Origin of the sequence: Halomonas sp. M20, assembly GCF_020622265.1 — a bacterium.
Taxonomy (GTDB): domain Bacteria; phylum Pseudomonadota; class Gammaproteobacteria; order Pseudomonadales; family Halomonadaceae; genus Modicisalibacter.
Genome location: NZ_JACNMQ010000007.1, coordinates 135955 through 151894, shown reverse-complemented (window position 1 = coordinate 151894; position 15940 = coordinate 135955). Strand labels below are relative to the sequence as shown.

Sequence of the window (15940 nt, the reverse complement as noted above, 5' to 3'; positions counted from 1 at the left end):
CGGGAGGGCAAGGCGCCATTGGTATTGTCATCCTCGAACGAGGAAACCGCCAACCATCAGGAAAGTGAATGGGTCTGATAACGACACCGAAAAGCGAACCGGCCCGGGCAATTGCCCGGGCCGGTTCATTCAGGGCACCCGTGGCAGCTCGATCTCATCGATACGCTGGATGTCCTCGGTCATTTGCTGACACAGGCGTAGAAATTCACGAATGCCGGTCGTCAGGTATTTATGCCGATGCCAGATGAAGGTGAACTGGCGACGCAGGTCGAGTTCCGGCGTTGCTATCGGCACCAGGCTGCCTCTACGAAAGGCATCACGAAGCGCCAAGCGCGACACGCAGCCGATGCCCAGACCTGATTCCACCGCGCGCTTGATGCCTTCGGTATGCTCCAGTTCAAGCAGGATATCGAAGCGCCCACGACGATGGCGGGTCGCCTGCTCGAGCGTCAAACGCGTCCCCGAGCCCTGTTCACGCATGATCCAGGTTTCGCGCAGCAGTCTGTCCAGGCTTGCTTCACCGGCCCTGGCTAACGGATGCCCCGGGGCACAGAAGACGGTCAAGGCGTCTTCTACCCAAGGCTGCATGACAACATCCTGATGCTGGCAATCGCCTTCGATTAGGCCCAGATCAAGTTCATGCTGAACGATATGTTCGATGATCATCGCAGTATTGCGTACCTGCAAACGTACCCGGCTGCCCGGATGGCGTTTTATGAAGTCGCTGATGAGCAGCGTGGCCAGGTAATTACCGATGGTGAGAGTTGCGCCGATGTCCAGCGAGCCCACGCCGCGCTGACCACTCAGCAGCTCCTCGATTTCCTCGGCACGATCGAGTAGTGCCACTGCCTTGGGCAGCACCTGAAAGCCCAGGGCGTTGAGCTTCAGGCGTTTGCCGATACGGTCGAGCAACTGGCAATCGAACTGCCGTTCGAACTCGGCCAGGGCGGTGCTGGCCGCGGATTGAGAGAGCGCCAATGCTCGGGCGGCTTGGGAAACGCTCTCGTGTTGGGCGATGGCAACGAAAACCTCGAGTTGGCGGAGGCTGTAGCGCATGACGGATATCCAGAATGCTCATTGATATCTGTATTTTAGATAAGGGTTATCCATATAAACCATTTAACAGATATTTATTTACAGCATATAATCGAACCATGACATTGAAATTATTTATATAACTTAAAGATATATGTATCGGAGATATTATGAGCAAGTTCGCGCTGGAAGACGTGCTCAGTGTTCATCACTGGAATGAATCGTTATTTACTTTTCGTACCACGCGAGAGCGTAGCCTACGCTTCAAAAATGGTCAGTTCGTGATGATCGGTCTGGAAGTACAGGGCAAGCCGCTGATGCGAGCCTATTCGATTGCCAGTCCCAACTACGAGGATCATCTCGAGTTCTTCAGTATCAAGGTGCAGGATGGCCCCTTGACCTCCCGGTTGCAGCACCTGAAAGTCGGCGATCAGATCATGGTCAGTCGTAAGCCGACGGGTACTCTGGTTACCGATGATCTGCTGCCCGGTCGCAATCTCTATATGCTCTCTACCGGGACCGGGCTTGCGCCGTTCATGAGTCTGATCCAGGACCCGGAAGTCTACGAACGTTTCGAGAAGATCGTGCTGGTACACGGCGTACGTCATGTCAACGAACTAGCCTATGCGGACTTCATCAGCAAGACGCTGCCAGATCATGAATATCTGGGCGAAGAAATTCGTGACAAGCTGATTTATTACCCGACCGTGACCCGGGAAGAGTTTCATACCATGGGGCGTCTGACCGATCATATCAGCACGGGAAAACTGTTCGAGGATGCGGGTATTCCTGCCCTTGACCCACGCCAGGATCGCGCCATGATCTGCGGCAGCCCGGCCATGCTGGTCGATACCAGCGCGCTGCTTGACAGCCTCGGCTTCAAGATTTCACCCCGCATGGGCGAGCCCGGTGACTACGTCATCGAGCGCGCTTTCGTGGAAAAATAACCTTTTTGGCGGTAAAGACTATTACACTGCATCCTTGCCGGTCTCACCGGTACGGATGCGAATGACCTGCTCCAGCGCCGAAACGAAGATCTTGCCGTCGCCGATCTTGCTGAAGTAAAGAGAGCCACCTGAGTATGTGGCCTATCACACCGCATCCTTGCCGGTCTCACCGGTACGGATGCGAATGACCTGCTCCAGCGCCGAGACGAAGATCTTGCCGTCGCCGATCTTGCCTGTATTAGCCACTTGGGTGATGGCATCAATGACCTGTTCCGCCATCTCGTCGTCCACGGCGACCTCTAGCTTGACCTTGGGTAGAAAATCGACGACATATTCCGCACCACGGTACAGCTCGGTGTGGCCTTTCTGCCGGCCGAAACCCTTCACCTCGGTGACGGTAATACCCTGCACGCCGATCTCGGAAAGAGACTCACGCACGTCGTCGAGTTTGAAGGGCTTGATAATAGCGGTCACCAGTTTCATGAGAGATAGTCCTCGCGGCCAGGGGTCGAGTTTGCAGTCGTGATGGGCATAAAGCATACACCGCCAACCCGACGAATAAAAAAGACCCTCCGAAGAGGGCCAGTAGGAGCACGCCAGCTCACTAGTGTGTGGGGGCTCATCGGTTGCCGCCGACTATGAATTCGGGATAGGCCTCCAGACCGCATTCGACCAGGTCGACCCCTTCGTACTCTTCCTCTTCACTGACGCGGATGCCCATGACCGCCTTGAGGATCAACCAGGCGATCAGGCTGGCGATGAACACCCATGAAAAGATGGCGACGGTGCCGATCAACTGGGGGCCGAAGCTCGCGTCGCTATTGGTGAAAGGCACCACCATCACACCCCAGATGCCGGCGATACCGTGGGCCGAGATGGCGCCAACCGGATCATCGATTCTGAGCTTGTCCAGTGCAACGATGCCCACCAGCGCGAGCGCGCCGCCAACGGCGCCGATGAATGTTGCACCGAGCCCCGTGGGCGAGAGAGGGTCCGCGGTGATCGCGACCAGACCGCCGATGGCGCCATTCAGAATCATGGTTAGATCCGCCTTGCGAAACCACAGCTTGGCTAGCACCAGTGCGCCGATCACCCCGCCAGCAGCTGCGGCGTTAGTATTGAGCAATACCTGCGCCACGTTGTTGGCAGAACCGACATCGGAGACCTTGAGCTCCGAGCCACCGTTGAAGCCGAACCAACCCATCCACAGGATGAAGGTGCCCAGGGTCGCCAAGGGCATGTTTGCCCCGGGGATGGCATAGATGGCGCCATTCTTGCTGTATTTACCCCGGCGTGGACCGAGTACCAGCACACCGGCGAGCGCGGCGGAAGCACCGGCTAGGTGCACGATGCCCGAGCCAGCGTAATCCGAGTAACCGATCTCCGACAGCCAGCCACCACCCCAGGTCCAGAAGCCGGACACAGGATAGATGAAGGCGGTCATGACCACGGCGAAAGCCAGAAAGGCCCAGAGCTTCATGCGTTCGGCTACCGCCCCGGAGACGATCGACATGGCGGTGGCGACAAAGACCACCTGAAAAAAGAAATCCGCCCGGGCAGAGTAATAAGGCGCATCGTCGCCGCCAGCAAGTACCGCATCGACGCTATTCTCCTCGCCGATCAGAAAACCCAGGCTGGGTAGAATGCCGCTGCCGCTACTGGTGTACATGAGGGTGTAACCGACCAGCAAATACATCGTGCAGGCGATGGCGAATAGCACGATGTTCTTGGTCAGGATTTCTGCGGTATTTTTCGAGCGTACCAAGCCTGCTTCCAGCATGGCGAAGCCGGCCGCCATCCACATGACCAGTACGCCACACATGAGAAAGTAGAATGTATCAAGCGCGTAATTGAGTTCTGGCATTGTTATCGTCTCCTAGACTGCGTCGGGTCCGCGTTCACTGGTTCGAATGCGGATGACATCTTCCAATGGGGTGACGAAGAGCTTGCCGTCACCAATGCGCCCGCTGTTAGCTGATTGCACGATGGCGTCGAGCACGCCTTCGACCCGGTCGTCGTCCACGGCGATCTCGATCTTCACCTTGGGCAAAAAGTCGATGACATACTCCGCCCCTCGATAGAGTTCGGTATGACCTTTCTGTCGTCCGAAGCCCTTGACCTCGGTGACGGTGATGCCTAGCACACCACTATCGGCCAGGGCTTCGCGAACATCATCGAGCTTGAAGGGCTTGATGATGGCGGTGATGAGTTTCATTTCTCGTTTCTCCCGATGACGTCTCGGGGTAATACAATGCGTGCCGCGTGCCGGTCTTGATTTTTTCCTTGCGTTTCAAACGCTAAAACTGCTTTCCTGCGGATATTGCAAGCCTCGTGCGCCGGGACGGTAACGGCTTATGCACCGCGAAAGACGACGTATTCAACGCTCTGCACCTGTTTGACGCATGCACGTCAGATCATCCTTGCGTATGCTTTGGGTATAGTTCATCGATTAAAGGAGCATCACATGACAGGCAATGATCCGTTCAGCCGACTGGCACAGCAGTTTGGTGAGCGTTTGCAGGATGCATCCCGTGCCCCGGAAGAAATTCAGCGCACCGTGCAAGGCGCCATGCGTAGCGCTTTCGAACGCATGGAGTTGGTGTCCCGGGAGGATTTCGACATTCTCATGGATGTGCTTCAGCGTACCCGCAGCCGCGTCGAGGCACTTGAAAAACAGGTTGGGGCACTTGAAGCCGCCCTGGACGAGAAGAACGGCGTGGCAGCATCGCCGGCACTCGTAGCCGCCGATAGTGTGGCACCGCCAGCGCCGGAATCTGAGACACAAAGCGGTAAGTTCAAAAAAGAGAGCCCCAGCGTCTCGACCAAGAATCCTTCAGCCAAGGATTCTTCGACAAAAGACACGACGAAGAGTGCCAAGAAGACAAACGATACCAGAACGCCGACAACCGCAAAGAGTGTCGGCAATACTGATTCTGGCTCCGGTAGTTCCGATAGCACTATTCCACCGAAAAGATAATCATCTTTAGCGGGGTGGCAAATGTATCGTCACGATGTTTGGCACCCTTTCTTCCATGGTCCTTCGTCGATTGCTCTATCGTTGAAGAACTATATCCTGTATCAATAATGATAAAGCTTTATGTCCAGTTGCTGATTTATGAGGTGCTGGATGAAAGCGTTCTATGTCGAATACCGATGGCAATCCAGGCCATTCAGGATCCTATTTATACTTTTTAGTCGAGTCGACACTCGCGGGCTCCTTGATGATGGCGACCTTTGGCCAGTAATCGACAGGTACCAACAAGTTGAATAAATCTAAAGTCGCATGGGTAGTGTTCTCTTTGCTTGTTGCTGGGCCTATCTCCAAGGCAGCGGCCACGACCGAACTAGTGTTCTTTACTTGGCCGGATTACATGAATCCGGAAATTCTGATCAAATTCGAACAGCGCACCGGCATCAAGTTGAAACAACGCCATTTCGACTCCGATATTGGTCGGGATGAGCTGCTGCTAGAGATTGAGGGTAAGAGCTTCGATGAAGCGTTGGTCATCGGCGCTTCGATACGAATTCTGGCTAAGCGCGGCTGGTTGGAAGCACTAGAAAAAACGGTTATTTCCAATCGGATCGCAGAAGAATTCATGCCAGTCGCATTCAAGAGCGATTCGGTCATCTATCCTAGTAAAAAGGCATTAGAAAAAACGGAAACCTATTATCGCTTGCCCGCTCATGCACAAAAAATCCGTGCGGAGATTTTTTCGCGGCTCGCTTACTAAATCTGGATCATATCGATGCGCCTTCATGCCAAGGTCCTACTGGTCGTCGTGCCACTAGCAGTCATTCCGCTGCTGATGTTGGGATGGCTTGCCTATGATCAATTGCGCTCATCAGGGATCGAGCGCAGCTCCAATCAGATGACGACTCTGATGGACCAACTGGCACGCAGCTTCCAGATGCATCAGAACGTTGCCGAGGCCAATATCCAACTGTTTGCCGATGCTTCTTTGATGCGCACCTATGCATTGACCGAAGACGAAGAAGAGCGCTATGTATTGATGCTTCCTTCGCTATTAAAGCTCTTTACCAGCTATCTACGAGCTTACCCGGACTACACTGAAATTCGGTTCTTGTTGCCGGACGGATATGAGGATGCTCGGGCCACTCTGGAGCCAATGCCGAATTCCATGACGAATGAGGGTGAGACACCCTTCTTCAAGGCCCTTTCCCGGTTTGACGGCGAGACGATGAGTCGCGTTTCTATCCGATCCGATGTTGATGTGGTGGCTATGCAGGTCGCACGGCCTATCCGACTGAGCAATTTGGCGACAGAAGACCCTCTAGGTGCAGAACCGGTGCTTCGCGGCTATTTGATCGTTACCATGACGCTGGATTTCATGAGGGAACAGATGGCGGCCAGTCGAATCGGCGAAACCGGTCATACCCTCATCGTCAACAAGATTGGCGAGATTCTGTTCCATCAAGATCCCTCTCAGATAGGCGAGTATCTTCCCTCGCAACTCTTGGAAACAGTTTGGAGCGCGGATGGCCGTAAGCAGCTATTGCAAGTTGCTTATCAAGACGAACCAGTCATGTTGGCCACCCGTCGATTGCATGAAGACCTGGCACTGGTCGGTGTGCTACCGGAATCGGAGCTGCTGGCGGAGAGTCAGCGTCTGGAAAAGCTCATTGTCTGGATCGTCCTTGGCACCGTGGTGCTGATGATTGTTGCGCTGCTGATAGCCATGAACCTGCTCATGGTTCGACCGTTGAAACAGCTGATGCATGCGGTTCGCGAAATCGGTAGCGGCAACCTGACGCCGAAAATCCCGTTGTCCTCCAGCGACGAACTTGGCCTACTGGCGTTGAGCTTTCAAGAAATGGGGCTTCATCTGCAAACGTCACGGCACAAGATCGAGCGTCTGGCCTACCACGACAGTCTTACGGGGCTCCCCAATCGGCTCATGTTTCATGAATATCTGCAGCACATGGTCTCGCTGGCCCGCCGAGAAAATACGCAAATGGCGATCCTGTTTCTTGATCTGGATAACTTCAAGCGCATCAACGACACCCTGGGGCATCAGATCGGCGATCAGCTGCTAAAGGACATGGCTGCCCGTTTGACAGAGATCCTTCGCCTGCAAGATTTCATCTATCGCGAGGCATATCCAGATACCTCCGAGGTGATCGCTCGCCTGGGGGGCGATGAGTTCGTCATCCTGTTGCCAAATATTAAAGGTGCCGGAGACGCGGCAAAGATCGCGACACGTATTCTTAAGGCAATGAAGGACCCGATCTATCTAAATAATCATGAGCTGTGTATCGGTACCAGCATTGGTATTTCGCTGTTTCCCGACGACGGCGCGGAGGTGACTGATCTGGTCAAGTACGCGGATGCTGCCATGTACCACGCCAAGGAGCAGGGGCGTAACAACTTCCAGTTCTATTCCGCTTCGCAAAACTTGATGACCACCGAACTCTTATCGTTGGAAAGTAGATTACGGCGAGCACTTTCGAACAGCGAATTTGAGCTCTATTATCAGCCCCAGGTACGCACTGAAACAGGTGAAATGACGGGGGTAGAAGCTCTGCTGCGCTGGAATGATCCCGAGCACGGGATTATCTCGCCGGATCAGTTCATTCCTATCGCTGAGGATTGCGGCCTGATTCTTCCGATCGGAGAGTGGGTGTTGCATGAAGCCTGTCGTCAAACCGGTGCATGGATGGCGGCGGGGCTTCCTCCAATAACCGTCTCGGTGAACGTTTCCGGTATACAGCTGCAGCGCCAGGAGCTTCCGCTGATCGTCGATCGGGTATTGGCCGATACAGGCCTCAAGCCGGAATTTCTTGAACTTGAGATCACCGAAACCACGTTGATGAAGGTCAATGCCGAAGTCATTGAGCATTTGAGCGCAATGCAGCGTAAGGGTATTACCATCTCCCTGGATGACTTCGGCACCGGCTACTCATCGTTGAGCCTTCTGCGCGGGCTTCCAATCGGTAAGCTCAAGATCGACAAGAGTTTCGTGCAAGGCATGCTGATAGACCCGCAGGATGAGGCAATCGTATTGGCAATCCTGTTCATTGCCGCCAGCCTGGGTCTCGAGACGACGGCTGAGGGTGTCGAAACGCAGGAGCAGGCAATACAGCTTGCTCGAGAAGGATGTAACTCGCTTCAAGGCTATTTACTAAGTCGCCCTCTACCCGCGCTCGAAATGACCAAGCTGCTGAAAAGCGGTATTGCCAGTGAAACGTTTGCCGTATCGATGGGAAGGACATCGAGCGTGTTGTAACGGGACACATCCAACAAAACGAAACTAGGGAATATTCATGGCATTGGCCATCGTTACCACGCGCGCAGGGTTGGGCCTCGAGGCGCCGGAAGTATTGGTCGAAGTGCATCTCTCCAACGGGTTGCCGGGCTTGACCCTGGTAGGCCTGCCGGAAACCGCGGTTCGGGAAAGCCGTGAGCGTGTGCGCAGCGCTCTGCTCAATGCCGGCTTCGATTTCCCTACTACCCGGCGTATTACCGTCAATCTGGCGCCTGCTGATTTGCCCAAGGAGGGCGGGCGCTTTGATCTGCCCATCGCCCTGGGTATCCTGGTGGCGTCCGAGCAGATTCCTGTGTCCGCCCTGGAAGGGCTCGAGTGCCTGGGGGAACTGGCCTTGGATGGGCGGTTGCGCTCGATCAATGGCGCCTTACCCGCTGCCCTGGCTACTCAGAAAGCGGGACGACGATTGCTGTTGCCTGCAAGCAATGCCAACGAAGCGGCTCTAGCCGGTGATCTTGCGGTGCTACCCGCAGACCATTTGAGCCAGGTGGTCGCGCATTTGCTGGGTCACGAGATCATCACGCCCCACCGGCTTGCCATGCCGGCATTGCCGGACAGCCCCAGCGAGGATCTTGCCGACGTACGCGGCCAGTATCAGGCGCGTCGTGCGCTGGAAGTCGCGGCGGCTGGCGGACATAACTTGCTGTTCGCCGGCCCACCTGGCACCGGCAAGACCATGCTCGCTAGCCGGCTGCCGGGGATTCTACCGCCGCTCTCCCATGCCGAGGCGCTCGAGGTCGCGGCGATTCGTTCGGTCTGTGGTCTTGGGCTGCTCGAGCGCTGGGGGGAGCGTCCTTTCAGGTCTCCTCATCACACTGCCAGCGGCGTGGCGTTGGTAGGCGGTGGCTCGAAACCTCGCCCCGGCGAGATCTCGCTGGCACACCAAGGTGTACTTTTTCTTGATGAACTACCCCAGTTCGATCGCAGCGTGCTGGAGGTAATGCGAGAGCCGCTGGAATCCGGGCGCATTCATATTGCCCGGGCCAGTCATCAACGCTGCTTTCCCGCAAGTTTTCAGCTAGTTGCCGCCATGAACCCGTGCCCTTGTGGTCATCTTGGCGATCCGCGTCAGACGTGTGTCTGTACTCAGACGCAGATACAGCGCTATCAGTCCCGGCTATCCGGTCCGTTGCTCGATCGTATCGACTTGCAGGTGGAAGTCCCCGCGCTGCCGGCGGATCAATTGACGGCCCCCACCACTGGTGAAAGCTCCGCGACGGTACGCGAGCGCGTACTTGCCGCACGCCAGCGCCAACAAGCCCGAGGTGCGCTCAATGCCCGCTTGCCAGGGCGTGAGCTGGAAGCGGTCTGCGCCCTGGGCAGCGACGAGCGCGCCTGGCTGGCTGACGTGCTGACTCGGCTCAAGCTTTCGGCCCGGGCTTATCATCGCGTACTGCGCGTCGCACTGACCCTGGCGGATCTGGCAGGCGAGTCGCGCCCCACTCGGGCGCATCTCATGGAAGCCATAGGTTATCGACAACTCGATCGTTTACGCGGTATTAGTGCAGCCCCGAAAAACCAAGAGAGTATTTGATGTTGTCATTTTTGAACGATATGCCCCTGTCCTTGGCTATTGGTCTATTCGTGGCGTTTGCCGCAGTCATTGGGGTGGTAGGGACGCGCCTGGCGCATATCGTCGACGATCTGGCGGATCGCACCGGGCTGGGCGAGGCGATTGCGGGGGCGGTGCTGATGGGCATGGCAACCTCGCTTTCCGGGATCGTGCTGTCGGTGAGTGCAGCGCTGCGTGACCAGCCGGAGCTTGCCATGAGTAACGCTCTTGGCGGCATCGCGGTGCAGACCTTGTTTCTGACCGCAGCGGATATTGCCTACAAGCGCGCCAATCTCGAACATGCGGCGGCTTCCATTGGCAACCTCATGCAGGGCACGTTACTGCTGTGCATGCTGTCGTTGTTGCTGATAGGGCGCTTTTCGCCGGAAGTGACCTTCTGGAACGTTCATCCGATCACCCCATTGCTGTTTATCGGTTATGTCTATGGCCTGCATCTGGTAGGCAAGGCTCAAGCCAATCCCATGTGGCGACCGTCTCGCACCCGGGAGACCAAGGTCGATGAGCCGGATGAGCAGGCTTTGCAGCAGTCGCTGACCTCGCTGTGGCTGTTGTTCGCGTTCTTGGCTGCCATCTTGGGAATCTCCGGTTTCGTACTCGAGCGCAGCGCGTCGGTCATCGCTCAGGAGTCAGGGCTTAGTCAGGCTGCGGTGGGGGTATTGCTGACTTCCGTTGCCACCTCATTGCCGGAACTCGTCACCACGATTGCCGCAGTGCGGCGCGGTGCCTTGACCCTGGCGGTAGCCGGCATCATTGGTGGCAATGCGTTTGATACCCTGTTTGCCGCCGCCTCGGATATCGCCTATCGCGGCGGCTCGATCTACCACGTGGTGCCGGATTCGGTCTCGCTGTGGGTCGCCTTGTCGCTACTCATGACCGGGGTGTTGATCATGGGGCTGATACGCCGCGAGGAGCAGGGACCCGGGCGTATCGGCTTCGAGAGCGTGGCGATCATCGCCTGCTATGTTGCCGGCGTGGCGATGGTGCTGTTCAACGGTAGCCAGGACGCAGGGTGAGGTGAGGGTCATCCTCCTCCAGCGTCAGCTGCTGCCTAATGCCTTCTCCAATGCAGCCAGGCGCCCCGGTTTCAATGCATCCTCCAGGGCGCTGATGCGCAGTACATGGCCTAGCGCGGGGTGGGGCGGGCGGTGAATCAGGCTGCCGGCGTCGAGCAGTTCAGCATGCACTTGAGCGGCTAAGTCGGCGCTTGGCATGCGCAAAGCGATGAAGTTGGTGGCACTGTCGGTGACATCGCCGCCCAGCTCGCGTAGCCAGCGCGTCAGACGCTCTCGACGGTCGATCACGGCATCGATGTGGGCCTGCACCTCATCACTATGATCGAGTACGGTCTCGGCAGCCGCCTGGGCGAGAGACGATACGGCGTAGTGAATTCTCACTTTCTGCAGCATCTCGAGGCATTGTGACGCGGCGATGGCATAGCCGATACGCAGTCCGGCAAGGCCATGAGCCTTTGAGAAGGTGCGCACTCGAATCACGCCGGGCCAGGCCTCATTGCTGTTTGCCATCGAGGCATCTGGGCGAAAATCAAAATAGGCCTCATCCAACAGTAGCGTGCACTCCTCTGGCAGCGCCTGACGCAAGGCGGCAATGGCATGATTCTCATGCAGATGGCCACCGGGATTGTCCGGGTTGGCCAGATAGACCAGCCGAGCGCGATGGTAGTTGGCGGCCTCCGCCAGGGCCATCAGATCCGGTGCCAGCTCTCCGGGACTGTCCTTGTAAGGGACTTCCTGCAGATCGCATCCCTGACCAAGGGCAAAATAGCCAAAGGTGGGGTAGGTCCCGGCACTGGCAATCACCACACTGCCGGGCTCGCAGGTTGCCCTGAGCGCAAGCGCGATCAGGCTATCCGCGCCGGCATCCACCAGTAGCGTGTCCAGAGGGCTAGCCAGATGCGTCGATAAGCGCTGGCGCACTCCGAAAGCCTCGGCATCGCTGTAACTGCGTGCCAGTATCGCCACCTCACCCCCAAAGCGTTGAGTCAGCGCCTCATGGGGCATGTCCAACCCTTCGTTGGACCCCAGCCGGTGCGGTATTTCCCGGCCCAGTCGTCGTTCCAGTGCCTTGAGGCCGGGAAAGGGGTTGTGGGGCCCATCGCAGTAAAGGTGGCGTGCATAGCGAGGCATGTTGACTCCTGAATGAGAAAGCTACAGCGCGTCGACATCCAGTGCGCCATCGATGTTCCAGCGCCAGCGCGGGGTAGCGCTGCCGGGCCTATAAAGCGCAAGTTCCAGACGATAAGGGCGCAGTTCGCGATCCGAGAGGGTCAGTGCCGGCCCCTCGGCCAATAAACGGGTTTTCAGCAGCCACTGGTTGTCTGGCGTGGTGGCATCCGCCATGGACGGCACCCAGTTGAGCACCTGTGGCCCTCCGCCCTGGGCCAGCAGTGCCCGGGTCAAGGTTTCCCGAAAATACTCGGTGTCGACTTCCAGGCTCATATCGATATCCGGGCGCGCCAGCAGCAGCACGATATTCTCGGCAGACCAGCCCGGTTCATCGACAATGGTTTGAGCGGCGCGCTCTCCCAGCCCATATAGCGCCTGGCGCTGGGGCGGGGTTTGTGGTGCGCTTGCGCAACCTGCAAGCATACCGATCAGTAATAAACAGCACAGTGGTTTTATCGTCATGACGAGGCGGAATGATGTGTTCCAGAAGAAGAGAAATGAGGTTCCTGTTCGATCCTGATCAGGAAGTCGTTCAATTCGGCAAATAGCGTTTCGCGAATGCTATCGGTTTCGTTGACCAGATGATGACGTGCCTCGGGATGATAATGCACCTGTGCTGCGGGAAATTTGCGTTGCAGTACATCAAGATTCCATTGCCAGTCCACGGTCAAATCCTGTTCTCCTTGTAGAATAAGAGTCGGAACGTCACTTGATGGCAGTGCGAGGAGGTGCGTCATCCAGCGGCGCATGGCGCTCACCCAGCTCAAGGTGAGACGATCAGTCTGAAGCGGATCGTTCTCACGCAGGAATGCAACGAACTCCGTATCCGTCGAGTTGGGACGGTAGGTGCGGGGAATGGAGCCGATGAAGGGGCTTGCCAACCAGTGCAACCAGTTCGCCTGGTTCCAGCCCCAGGGGCGCACCAAAGGCGCCAGCAGGACCAGCGCTTGCCAGGGTGAATCCGCGCCCTGCGCCAGGGCGTCCGTGGCCAGAATTGCGGCGCCGGTGCTTTGGCCTATACCGATCCAGGGCCGTGGAGCCAGGTTGTTCAGCAGCAGGTGATGCTGCAAGGCCTGCAAACATGCGCCATACTCCTGAAAATCATCGATGGTCGCCCGGGCGCCGCTGGACAGGCCATGGCCCGGAAGATCCCACAGGACGACCCGCAATCCTCGGGCCAGCAAACATTCAAGCAAATGGCGATAGAGCCCTAGATGATCGAAATAGCCATGCACGACGAAAACCGTGCCGCGAGGTTCCGGTGGTGACCAAAGCTGGGTCCATAGGCGATAATGCTCGGTATCGACGAACCCTGCATAAAAGCCGATATTGTCGTGCAGTAATGGTGTCAACTGATAGTGATCAAGATAATGAATCAATGACGAAGACTTTGGTTCAGCGATGGAGGCCAAGGGGCCTAAGGCTTGCAATGGTGTGAAGTCGATCATCGAGTTCTCCCTGTACGCCCCCATGCTAGCCTGAATCCATCAGGAAAACGAAAGACCTTCTACGTCATTGGTCAAGTGAAGCGCACCTCAAGCGCGCTTTCAGGTACCATGTGGGCGTTATTTTCATAGGCGTCTTTGTCATAACGAATTGCCTATCGCTGGTTAGCCGGCGATAGCTAGCAGCCGCAGCAGGAGTTTCTTTCATGTCTGACCGCATCTCTCGCCATCGTCTCCAGGTGGCCACTGAACTCGATCGCTTCATCAGCGATGAAGCCCTGCCCGGTACCGGTGTGGATGCCGATGCTTTCTGGACCGGCATCGATGCCCTGGTTCATGATCTGGCACCGCGCAATCGCGAACTTCTTGAAGAGCGCGAACGCTTGCAGCAAGAGCTCGATACCTGGCACCGGGAACATCCCGGCCCGATACGCGATCTGGCTGCCTATCGCGCCTTTCTCAAGAAAATCGGCTATCTGGTGGATGCTCCCGCCAAGGTGGAAGTGAGTACCGCCAACGTGGACGAAGAGATCACCGTCCAGGCAGGCCCACAGCTCGTGGTGCCGGTAAGCAATGCCCGCTACGCGCTGAATGCCGCCAACGCTCGTTGGGGCAGCCTGTATGATGCGCTATACGGCACCGATGCCATCAGCGAAGAAGACGGTGCGGAGATTGGCGGTGGCTACAATCCCAAGCGGGGCGCCAAGGTCATCGTCTATGCCCGCAACGTGCTCGATCAGGCGGCGCCGCTGTCCAGTGCTTCTCATCGCGATGCGGTGCGCTACGCGCTGCGCGACGGCCAGCTCGTCGTCACTCTGGAGGATGGCCGCGAAACCGGCCTCGAGCGACCGGATCAGCTGATCGGCTATCAGGGGGAGGCCTCTGCGCCCAGCGCCATTCTGCTGACCCAGCATGGCCTGCACCTGGAGCTTCAGTTCGACGCCGAACATCCCATCGGCAAGACCGATGCGGCCCATCTCAAGGATGTTCTGGTCGAGGCCGCCATTACTACCATCATGGACTGCGAGGATTCCGTGGCGGCGGTAGACGCCGAGGACAAGGTCGGTGTGTATCGCAACTGGCTAGGACTGATGCGCGGCGATCTCGAAGAGACGATCGACAAAGGGGGCAAGAGCCATACCCGCCGCCTCAACAAGGATCGCCACTACCTGCGCCCGGACGGCAGCGAGCTTGATCTGCCCGGGCGTTCGTTGATGTTTGTGCGTAACGTCGGTCATTTGATGACCAATCCGGCGGTGCTCGATGAAGCGGGCAATGAGGTACCCGAGGGGCTGCTCGACGGCATCGTTACCAGCCTGATCGCCATGCACGATCTGAAGAAGACGCGCATATTGGGAGGTGACGGCCAGGCGCAGGGTCAGATGCATAACAGTCGCACCGGCTCGGTCTATATCGTCAAGCCAAAAATGCACGGCCCCAAGGAAGTCGCCTTCTCCAATACGCTGTTCGAGCGGATTGAAGAGGTGCTGGGCCTGCCCTCCAATACCCTCAAGATGGGGATCATGGACGAGGAGCGACGCACTTCGGTCAATCTCAAGGCGTGTATCAATGAAGCCGCCAGCCGGGTGGTATTCATCAACACTGGTTTCCTTGATCGAACCGGTGACGAAATGCACAGCGCCATGGAAGCCGGCCCCATGCTGCGCAAGGGCGACATGAAGGGGGCTGCCTGGATCGGCGCCTACGAGCGCAACAACGTCCAGGTTGGTTTGGATTGTGGTTTACGAGGTCGGGCTCAGATCGGCAAGGGCATGTGGGCGATGCCAGAGTTGATGGCGGCCATGCTCGAGCAGAAGATCGGCCATCCCAAGGCTGGCGCGAACACCGCCTGGGTGCCGTCACCGACCGCCGCGGTATTGCATGCCTTGCATTATCATCAAGTCGACGTCGGTGCCGTGCAGCATGATCTGAAGGAGCAGGGGCTTCCGGACCTGCTAGACGATCTGCTGACCGTGCCGGTGGTCGAGAGCGGCGACTGGTCGGTGGAAGATATACAGCAGGAACTCGACAACAACTGCCAAGGTATTCTTGGCTATGTGGTGCGCTGGGTCGAACACGGAGTGGGCTGTTCCAAGGTGCCGGACATTCATAATGTGGGTTTGATGGAAGACCGCGCCACGCTGCGCATCTCCAGTCAGCACATTGCCAACTGGCTCTATCATGGCGTGGTCAGCGAGGATCAGGTCAGAAAGACGCTGGAGCGCATGGCGGAAGTGGTCGACAAGCAGAACGAAGGCGACCCGACCTACACGCCGATGACCTCGCACCTGAAGGATTCCACCGCCTTCCAGGCAGCGTCGGATCTCATCTTCAAGGGTCGCGAACAGCCCTCTGGCTATACCGAACCGCTACTGCATCACTGGCGGGCAGTGGAAAAGGCCAAGTAACCTACACGCCGCGGTTCAGTACGCTGTTCAATCAGAAGGCTTCGCCGGATTCGGCGAAGCCTTTT

13 protein-coding genes and 1 pseudogene are annotated in these 15940 nt (G+C 57.2%); 7 read left to right on the top strand and 7 right to left on the bottom strand.

The window, feature by feature from the left end:
• Positions 1–129 precede the first annotated feature (129 nt).
• A complete protein-coding gene (locus H7850_RS16225; protein WP_227370521.1) occupies positions 130–1056 on the bottom strand; it encodes a LysR family transcriptional regulator in 927 nt (308 codons plus the stop codon).
• A 149-nt stretch (positions 1057–1205) separates the two neighbouring features.
• Between H7850_RS16225 and H7850_RS16220 the strand changes: the two genes are divergently transcribed.
• On the top strand, positions 1206–1982 hold the full coding sequence (locus H7850_RS16220) for a ferredoxin--NADP reductase (protein WP_227370520.1): 777 nt from the start codon (positions 1206–1208) through the stop codon (positions 1980–1982).
• A gap of 144 nt (positions 1983–2126) precedes the next feature.
• Here H7850_RS16220 and glnK read toward each other — a convergent pair whose 3' ends face one another.
• The 3 genes from glnK to H7850_RS16205 all read right to left on the bottom strand — a co-directional run bounded on the left by glnK (position 2127) and on the right by H7850_RS16205 (position 4197).
• Positions 2127–2465 (bottom strand): P-II family nitrogen regulator, encoded by a 339-nt coding sequence (gene glnK / locus H7850_RS16215; protein WP_413614169.1) that lies wholly within the window; start codon positions 2463–2465, stop codon positions 2127–2129.
• Between the two features lie 136 nt (positions 2466–2601).
• Positions 2602–3846 (bottom strand): ammonium transporter, encoded by a 1245-nt coding sequence (locus tag H7850_RS16210; RefSeq protein ID WP_227370519.1) that lies wholly within the window; start codon positions 3844–3846, stop codon positions 2602–2604.
• A gap of 12 nt (positions 3847–3858) precedes the next feature.
• A complete protein-coding gene (locus tag H7850_RS16205) occupies positions 3859–4197 on the bottom strand; it encodes a P-II family nitrogen regulator (protein ID WP_227370518.1) in 339 nt (112 codons plus the stop codon).
• A 249-nt stretch (positions 4198–4446) separates the two neighbouring features.
• On the opposite strand from H7850_RS16205, the pseudogene H7850_RS16200 reads away from it, so the two are divergent.
• The 5 genes and pseudogenes from H7850_RS16200 to H7850_RS16180 form a co-directional block, all read left to right on the top strand.
• A pseudogene (locus tag H7850_RS16200) lies at positions 4447–4686 on the top strand (accessory factor UbiK family protein); the annotation flags it as partial.
• A 559-nt stretch (positions 4687–5245) separates the two neighbouring features.
• Positions 5246–5713, top strand: coding sequence for a hypothetical protein (locus H7850_RS16195; RefSeq protein ID WP_227370517.1), 468 nt, complete (start codon positions 5246–5248; stop codon positions 5711–5713).
• A 15-nt stretch (positions 5714–5728) separates the two neighbouring features.
• A complete protein-coding gene (locus H7850_RS16190) occupies positions 5729–8227 on the top strand; it encodes a putative bifunctional diguanylate cyclase/phosphodiesterase (RefSeq protein ID WP_227370516.1) in 2499 nt (832 codons plus the stop codon).
• Between the two features lie 37 nt (positions 8228–8264).
• A complete protein-coding gene (locus H7850_RS16185; protein ID WP_227370515.1) occupies positions 8265–9800 on the top strand; it encodes a YifB family Mg chelatase-like AAA ATPase in 1536 nt (511 codons plus the stop codon).
• The gene (locus H7850_RS16180) at positions 9800–10852 is read left to right on the top strand and encodes a sodium:calcium antiporter (protein ID WP_227370514.1); all 1053 of its coding nucleotides are present in this window, start codon (positions 9800–9802) and stop codon (positions 10850–10852) included. Before H7850_RS16185 ends, H7850_RS16180 begins: the two co-directional genes overlap by 1 nt.
• Positions 10853–10876: 24 nt before the next feature.
• Here H7850_RS16180 and H7850_RS16175 read toward each other — a convergent pair whose 3' ends face one another.
• Genes H7850_RS16175 through H7850_RS16165 form a run of 3 tightly spaced genes read right to left on the bottom strand, consistent with a single transcriptional unit; the run spans position 10877 to position 13470 of the window.
• Positions 10877–11983, bottom strand: a complete 1107-nt coding sequence (locus tag H7850_RS16175) for a pyridoxal phosphate-dependent aminotransferase (RefSeq protein WP_227370513.1) — start codon at positions 11981–11983, stop codon at positions 10877–10879.
• A gap of 21 nt (positions 11984–12004) precedes the next feature.
• Positions 12005–12484, bottom strand: a complete 480-nt coding sequence (locus H7850_RS16170; RefSeq protein ID WP_227370512.1) for a hypothetical protein — start codon at positions 12482–12484, stop codon at positions 12005–12007.
• Positions 12481–13470 (bottom strand): alpha/beta hydrolase, encoded by a 990-nt coding sequence (locus tag H7850_RS16165; protein ID WP_227370511.1) that lies wholly within the window; start codon positions 13468–13470, stop codon positions 12481–12483. The genes H7850_RS16170 and H7850_RS16165 overlap by 4 nt, the downstream gene beginning before the upstream one ends.
• Positions 13471–13673: 203 nt before the next feature.
• Here H7850_RS16165 and H7850_RS16160 point away from each other — a divergent pair, with 203 nt between their 5' ends.
• Positions 13674–15875, top strand: a complete 2202-nt coding sequence (locus tag H7850_RS16160; RefSeq protein ID WP_227370510.1) for a malate synthase G — start codon at positions 13674–13676, stop codon at positions 15873–15875.
• Positions 15876–15940: the final 65 nt, after the last annotated feature.

Coding starts and splice junctions, on each gene's coding strand:
- H7850_RS16205 (WP_227370518.1), bottom strand. CDS start 4,197: ATGAAACTCATCACCGCCATCATCAAGCCCTTCAAGCTCGATGATGTT.
- H7850_RS16225 (WP_227370521.1), bottom strand. CDS start 1,056: ATGCGCTACAGCCTCCGCCAACTCGAGGTTTTCGTTGCCATCGCCCAA.
- H7850_RS16160 (WP_227370510.1), top strand. CDS start 13,674: ATGTCTGACCGCATCTCTCGCCATCGTCTCCAGGTGGCCACTGAACTC.
- H7850_RS16220 (WP_227370520.1), top strand. CDS start 1,206: ATGAGCAAGTTCGCGCTGGAAGACGTGCTCAGTGTTCATCACTGGAAT.
- H7850_RS16170 (WP_227370512.1), bottom strand. CDS start 12,484: ATGACGATAAAACCACTGTGCTGTTTATTACTGATCGGTATGCTTGCA.
- H7850_RS16190 (WP_227370516.1), top strand. CDS start 5,729: ATGCGCCTTCATGCCAAGGTCCTACTGGTCGTCGTGCCACTAGCAGTC.
- glnK (WP_413614169.1), bottom strand. CDS start 2,465: ATGAAACTGGTGACCGCTATTATCAAGCCCTTCAAACTCGACGACGTG.
- H7850_RS16175 (WP_227370513.1), bottom strand. CDS start 11,983: ATGCCTCGCTATGCACGCCACCTTTACTGCGATGGGCCCCACAACCCC.
- H7850_RS16165 (WP_227370511.1), bottom strand. CDS start 13,470: ATGATCGACTTCACACCATTGCAAGCCTTAGGCCCCTTGGCCTCCATC.
- H7850_RS16210 (WP_227370519.1), bottom strand. CDS start 3,846: ATGCCAGAACTCAATTACGCGCTTGATACATTCTACTTTCTCATGTGT.
- H7850_RS16180 (WP_227370514.1), top strand. CDS start 9,800: ATGTTGTCATTTTTGAACGATATGCCCCTGTCCTTGGCTATTGGTCTA.
- H7850_RS16185 (WP_227370515.1), top strand. CDS start 8,265: ATGGCATTGGCCATCGTTACCACGCGCGCAGGGTTGGGCCTCGAGGCG.